At 71.2% G+C, this 6353-nt stretch carries 6 protein-coding genes; 4 read left to right on the top strand and 2 right to left on the bottom strand.

Annotated features, from left to right (window positions below):
- The 4 genes from JNW91_RS28400 to JNW91_RS28385 form a co-directional block, all read left to right on the top strand.
- Positions 1-1165, top strand: a 1165-nt coding sequence (locus tag JNW91_RS28400; RefSeq protein WP_238425860.1) for a glycoside hydrolase family 18 protein, incomplete at its 5' end; no start/stop codon positions are given.
- 121 nt (positions 1166-1286) lie between these two features.
- On the top strand, positions 1287-1850 hold the full coding sequence (locus JNW91_RS28395; protein WP_407664398.1) for a hypothetical protein: 564 nt from the start codon (positions 1287-1289) through the stop codon (positions 1848-1850).
- An 88-nt stretch (positions 1851-1938) separates the two neighbouring features.
- The gene (locus JNW91_RS28390; RefSeq protein ID WP_203178542.1) at positions 1939-3345 is read left to right on the top strand and encodes a class II 3-deoxy-7-phosphoheptulonate synthase; all 1407 of its coding nucleotides are present in this window, start codon (positions 1939-1941) and stop codon (positions 3343-3345) included.
- 154 nt (positions 3346-3499) lie between these two features.
- On the top strand, positions 3500-4531 hold the full coding sequence (locus JNW91_RS28385; RefSeq protein ID WP_203178540.1) for a threonine aldolase family protein: 1032 nt from the start codon (positions 3500-3502) through the stop codon (positions 4529-4531).
- 66 nt (positions 4532-4597) lie between these two features.
- Here JNW91_RS28385 and JNW91_RS28380 read toward each other — a convergent pair whose 3' ends face one another.
- Together JNW91_RS28380 and JNW91_RS28375 are read right to left on the bottom strand one after the other, a co-directional pair.
- Positions 4598-5476 carry a deoxyribonuclease IV gene (locus JNW91_RS28380; RefSeq protein WP_203178537.1) on the bottom strand — a complete coding sequence of 293 codons (879 nt, stop codon included), beginning with the start codon at positions 5474-5476 and terminating at the stop codon, positions 4598-4600.
- The coding region (locus JNW91_RS28375) for a PASTA domain-containing protein (RefSeq protein ID WP_203178535.1) at positions 5476-6353 on the bottom strand (878 nt) is incomplete at its 5' end. The genes JNW91_RS28375 and JNW91_RS28380, both read right to left, overlap by 1 nt.

Raw genomic sequence — 6353 nt, 5'->3', positions numbered from 1 at the left:
CACCATCACCTCCGCTGCTACCAAGTGTGAGTGGAAGGGCCACACGATCCAGATCATCGACACGCCTGGCCACGTCGACTTCACGGTCGAGGTCGAGCGCAACTACCACGTCAAGAACATCCAGACCAGCGGCTCGGCCGCCAAGCTGACCCACATCCTGTACGCCTTCGGCAACACCACCGGTGGCCGCTGCGCCATCGGTGACAGCTACGCCGACTACGAGAAGGCGTACACCGCGGCGGACAGCGTGGACGGCGTCGCCGACACGTGGGACCAGCCGCTGCGCGGCAGCTTCAACCAGCTGCGCAAGCTCAAGCAGATGAACCCGCACCTCAAGGTGATCTGGTCGTTCGGCGGCTGGACCTGGTCCGGCGGCTTCACGCAGGCCGCGCAGAACCCGGCCGCGTTCGCCGAGAGCTGCTACAACCTGGTGGAGGACCCGCGCTGGGCCGACGTCTTCGACGGCATCGACGTCGACTGGGAGTACCCCAACGCCTGCGGCCTGACCTGTGACACCAGCGGTCCGAACGCGTTCAAGAACGTGATCAGCGCCCTTCGGTCGAAGTTCGGCTCGAACGCTCTGGTCACCGCCGCCATCACGGCGGACGGCAGTAACGGCGGCAAGATCGACGCCACCGACTACGCCGGTGCCATCGGCAACCTCAACTGGCTGATGCCGATGACGTACGACTACTTCGGCGCCTTCAACGCGCAGGGCCCCACCGCCCCGCACTCGCCGCTCACCTCGTACACCGGGATCCCGCAGCAGGGCTTCAACTCCGACGCGGCGATCCAGAAGCTCAAGAGCAAGGGCGTCCCCGCCAACAAGTTGCTGCTCGGCATCGGCTTCTACGGCCGGGGCTGGACCGGCGTCACCCAGGCGGCACCGGGCGGCAGCGCCACCGGCGCGGCACCGGGCACCTACGAGGCGGGCATCGAGGACTACAAGGTCCTCAAGAACACCTGCCCGGCCACCGGCACGATCGCCGGCACCGCGTACGCCAAGTGCGGCAGCAACTGGTGGAGCTACGACACCCCGTCGACCATCAACGGCAAGATGACGTACGCGAAAAACCAGGGCCTCGGTGGCGCGTTCTTCTGGGAGCTCTCCGGTGACACCAGCAACGGTGAGCTCATCGGCGCCATCAAGGGCGGCCTCGGCTGAGCCGAGGGCCGACGCACCACCCACACGGCGGGGAGGGGCTCGCACCGCCCCTCCCCGCCCGTGACGCACCGGCCCGGTCGACGCCCAGCGTCGGCCGGGCCGACGGCGTCGGGTCGGGCCGATGTGGCAGACTCGCGGCTCGGCACGTCTCGATGGCACGGTCGACGGAGGTGGTCATGCGCCCGACCCACCGCAGGCTGGCGGCGACCGCCGCCGGGTTTGCGCTGTTGCCGGTGGCCCTGGTCGCTGCGGCATCGGCGGCGGTGACGAGGAGCAGGCGGCCAAGCCCGAGCGGGCCCCCGCCGAGGAGGCCGCCACCCGGTCCCGCGAGCGGGTGCAGGCTTACCTCGACGCGATGACCGCCAAGGACGTCGCCGCCGGCCGCAGCCAGCTCTGCGCGGTACTTCAGAAGGGGTTCGACCTGAGCGCCACCGGCCCCAACGGCGACTTCGCCGATCACTTCGAGGTGCCCCAGGCGACCATCACCGGCGTCCAGCCGGGCCCGCGCGGGCAGGAGGTCAGCGTCTCCGTCTCGATCACCGCCGGCAAGCACAAGGTCACCCGGCCGCTGGTGTTCACCGTCACCCGCGACGGAAGCGACTGGTGCATCGCGGGCGAGGCGCCGGGTGACGCCGCGGCCGCCAGCCCGACGCCGGACGGCGCTGTCCGCTCGCCGTCGTCCTGACCGGCGCCCACCGGAGTCGATCTCCCATCAGCCGGAACCGTCCCCCTCGCCGACCACGCGGCCCGACGGTCGCCGTACGCTTTCTCTCATGCGCCATGAGTGGCATCAGCTGAGCCATCCCGCGGTGGGTAGCCCGGGCCTGCAGACCAGCCGACCGACCGTCGACTCCGCCGAGGACGCCGCCCTCGGTCTGGACCGGTGGCGGGAGCTGCCCCGCGAGCAGACCCCGCCGTGGTCCGATCCGGCGACCGTCGCCGAGGTGTGCAAGGTGCTCGACACCGTGCCGTCGGTCGTCGCGCCCTACGAGGTGGACCAGCTGCGGCAGAAGCTGGCCCTGGTCTGCGAGGGCAAGGCGTTCCTGCTGCAGGGCGGTGACTGCGCCGAGACGTTCGCCGACAACACCGAGAGTCACCTGCTGGCCAACGCCCGCACCCTGCTGCAGATGGCGATCGTGCTCACCTACGGCGCGTCGCTGCCGGTGGTCAAGGTCGCCCGGGTCGCCGGCCAGTACACCAAGCCCCGCTCACTGCCCACCGACGCGCGTGGCCTGCCCGCCTACCGCGGCGACTTGATCAACTCGCTGGAGGCCGACCCGGCCGCCCGGGTCGCCGACCCGCAGCGCATGATCCGGGCGTACGCCAACTCGGCGGCGGCCATGAACATGCTCCGGGCGTACCTCGCCGGTGGGCTCGCCGACCTGCACGCCGTGCACGACTGGAACAAGGGGTTCGTGAAGAACTCCCCGGCGGGGGAGCGCTACGAGGCGATCGCCCGGGAGATCGACCGCGCGCTGGCCTTCATCAGGGCCTGCGGGCTGACCGACGACGAGGCGCTGCGTACCGTCACTCTGTACTGCTCCCACGAGGCCCTCGCCCTGGAGTACGACCGGGCGCTCACCCGGGTCTCCGACCGCCGGGCGTACGGGCTCTCCGGGCACTTCCTCTGGGTCGGCGAGCGCACCCGGCAGATCACCGGCGCGCACATCGACTTCGTCTCCCGCATCGCCAACCCGATCGGCGTCAAGCTCGGCCCGACCACGTCCCCGGACGAGGCGATCGAGCTGTGCGAGAAGCTCAACCCGGACAACATCCCCGGCCGGCTCACCCTGATCAGCCGGATGGGCAACCATCGGGTGCGCGACGCCCTGCCGCCGATCGTGGCCAAGGTCACCGCCGCCGGCGCCAAGGTCGTCTGGCAGTGCGACCCGATGCACGGCAACACCCACGAGTCGTCCAACGGCTACAAGACCCGGCACTTCGACCGGATCGTCGACGAGGTGCTCGGCTACTTCGAGGTGCATCGGGGCCTGGACACCCACCCCGGCGGCCTGCACGTCGAGTTGACCGGCGAGGACGTCACCGAGTGCCTCGGTGGTGCCCAGGGCATCGAGGACCTCGACCTGCCCGACCGGTACGAGACCGCCTGCGACCCGCGACTGAACACCCAGCAGTCGTTGGAGCTTGCCTTCCTGGTGGCGGAGATGCTCCGTGGCTGAGCTTGCGAGCCCCGCAGTCGACAGCCGAAGGGATGACTATGGCTGGCGCGAGGAGTGAGCTTGCGAGCCCCGCAGTCGACAGCCGAAGGGATGACTATGGCTGGCGCGAGGAGTGAGCTTGCGAGCCCCGCAGTCGACAGCCGAAGGGATGACAGTGACTGACACATTCGTGGACCTGCGGTCCGACACGGTGACCCGGCCCACGGCCGGGATGCGGGAGGCGATGGCCACCGCCGAGGTCGGCGACGACGTCTACGGCGAGGACCCGACCGTCAACGCGTTGGAGGCCGAGGTCGCCGCGCTGTTCGGGCACGAGGCAGCGCTGTTCGCCCCGAGCGGGTCGATGGCCAACCAGATCGCTCTGCAACTGCTGGTGTCGCCCGGTGACGAGCTGCTCTGCGACGCCGACGCGCACGTGGTGACGTACGAGATCGGCGCCGCCGCCGCGTACGGTGGGATCTCCTCGCGGACCTGGCCGGCGGTCGGCGCGGACATCGACCCGGAGACGGTCGCCCGGATGATCCGTCCGGACGGCTACTTCGCCGTCCCCACCCGCGCCATCGCGGTCGAGCAGACCCACAACCGTGGCGGCGGTGGTGTCATTCCGCTGGCCACGCTGCGCCATCTGCGCGGCGTCGCCGACGAGGCGGGGGTCGCGCTGCACTGCGACGGCGCCCGGATCTGGCACGCGCACGTCGCCGACGGGGTGCCCCTCGCCGAGTACGGCCAGCTCTTCGACACGTTGTCGGTCTGCCTCTCCAAGGGCCTCGGCGCGCCGGTCGGTTCGCTGGTGGTGGGCAGCGCGGAGAAGATCGACCGGGCCCGCATGATCCGCAAGCGGATGGGTGGCGGCATGCGCCAGGCCGGCGTTCTGGCCGCCGCCGGCCGGTACGCGCTCGCGCACCACATCGACCGGCTGGCCGACGACCACGCCCGGGCGGCCCGGCTCGCCGAGGTGATCGCGCCGTTCGGGGTGCTCGCCACCACGGTCCGCACCAACCTCGTCGCGTTGGACCTGACGAAGCACGCACTGGACGCGCGTGCCCTGGCCGCCGCCGCGCGGGCCGAGGGCGTACTGATCTCGGTGCTCGGCCCCCGCACCGCACGTCTGGTCACCCACCTGGGCGTCGACGACGCCGACATCGACCGGGCCGTCAAGGCTCTGCCCCGCATCCTGTCCGCCTGAGCCCTCGCCGGGTTGATCAAGAGGTTCGCGTCAGATTCCGGCCTCGGGATGACGCGAACCTCTTGATCAACGAGGTGAGCTGGCGCCCAGGCGGGTGAGGGTTTCGATGTCGGCGGCGTGGCCCTGCTGCTTCTCGCTGGGGGTCTCCACGACGATCGGCACGCCGGCGGTGGCCGGGTGGGCCATCAACTCGGCGAAGGCGGGTTCGCCGATGGTGCCCTTGCCGATGTTCTCGTGCCGGTCCCGGGTGGAGCCGCACAGGTCTTTCGAGTCGTTGGCGTGCACCAGCCGCAGCCGATCCGCACCCACCGTGGCCACCAGCGTGTCCAGGGTCGCCGTCATGCCGCCCTCGGCGGCCAGGTCGTGCCCGGCCGCCCAGGCGTGGCAGGTGTCGAAGCAGACCCCGAGCATGGGGTGCCGGTCCACCGCGTCCAGGTAGGGCCCGAGCTGCTCCACCCGGGAGGCGAGCGACCGGCCGCCGCCCGCACTCGGCTCGACCAGCAGCATCGGCCCGCCGGCCTCGGCGGCCCAGTCGAGCAGCGGCAACAGCTCCCTGCGGACCTGTCGCATCGCCGCCTCGGCGTGCTCCTCCTCCACCGAACTGCCCGCGTGGAACACCACCGCCCGAGAGCCGATCGCGACTCCCCGGCGCAGCGCGTGCGCCAGCGTCTGTGCCGACCGCTCAACCGTGGCCGGGGTGGGGGAGCCCAGGTTGACCAGCAGCGAGGCGTGGATGAACGCCGAGATGCCCCGCTCGGCGCAACCCTCCCGGAACAGCATGTCCTGCGCGGGGTCACCGGCGGGCAGCGCCCAGCCCCGGGAGTTGGACACGTAGACCTGCACCACCTGGGCGCCGGTCGCGTCGGCGTACGGCAGGGTCGCCTTCGCCAGCCCCCCGGAGGTCGGAGTGTGCGCGCCCACCGGCCGCGAGCAGACCGCCGGCATCAGAAGCACGTGATGACGACCGGGGTGCCCGGAGGCACCTGCGAATTCTCGCCGGGAGCCTGGATCCGGACCACGGCGTTCGGGTTGAGCGCGACCGTCACCGGATAGCCCTGGCTCTCCAGCAGCTGCTTGGCCTGCTGACAGGGCAGGTCGATCACCCGGGGCACGACCGCGAGCGGTGGCCCCTTGCTGACGTCCAGCTTGACCTGGGTGCCCTTTTCCACGCCGGCACCGTCGGCCGGGCTCTGACCCAGGATCTCGTCCTTGGGCTTGTCGGAGTCCTTGAACGTCTCCACCGGCACCAGGCCGAGCCCGGCCAGGGCGGTACGGGCCTCGGTGAGGCTCTTGCCGACCAGGTTCGGCACCGACACCGGCGCGCGGCCCCGGCTCAGGATGAGCGTGATCTTCGCGCCCGGTTTGACCTCGGTGCCCACCTTGGGGGAGCTGTCCAGTACGACTCCGGCCGGCAGGGTGTCGTCGTAGCGGGAGGCGCCCTTGGCCACCACCAGCTTCACGTTGACCAGGTCGGCCTCGGCCAGCTCGTACTCCTTGCCGATCACGTCCGGCACGGGGAAGCGCTCCGGGCCCAGCGAGAGGGTCAGGGTGATCGTGCCACCCTTGACGATCTTGGCGGACGACGCCGGGCTCTGCCCCAGCACGCTGTCCTTCGGGACCTTCTCGTCGAAGCGCGGCTCACCGTACGCCAGGGTGAGGCCGGCGCGGTCGGCCCGCGCCTGCGCGTCGGCCTTGCTCAGGCTGACCAGCTGCGGGGCGGACGTGTACCGGCCGACGCCGAACCACCAGCCGCCCAGCGCGGCCACCAGGCCCAGCGCCACCACCACGGCCGCGACGCCAGTCGGCCCGCGGGTGCCCAGCA

Origin of the sequence: Micromonospora parastrephiae, assembly GCF_016802865.1 — a bacterium.
Lineage (GTDB): Bacteria > Actinomycetota > Actinomycetes > Mycobacteriales > Micromonosporaceae > Micromonospora > Micromonospora parastrephiae.
The sequence above is the reverse complement of the archived record's forward strand: the minus strand, read 5'-3'. Positions and strand labels throughout refer to the sequence as shown.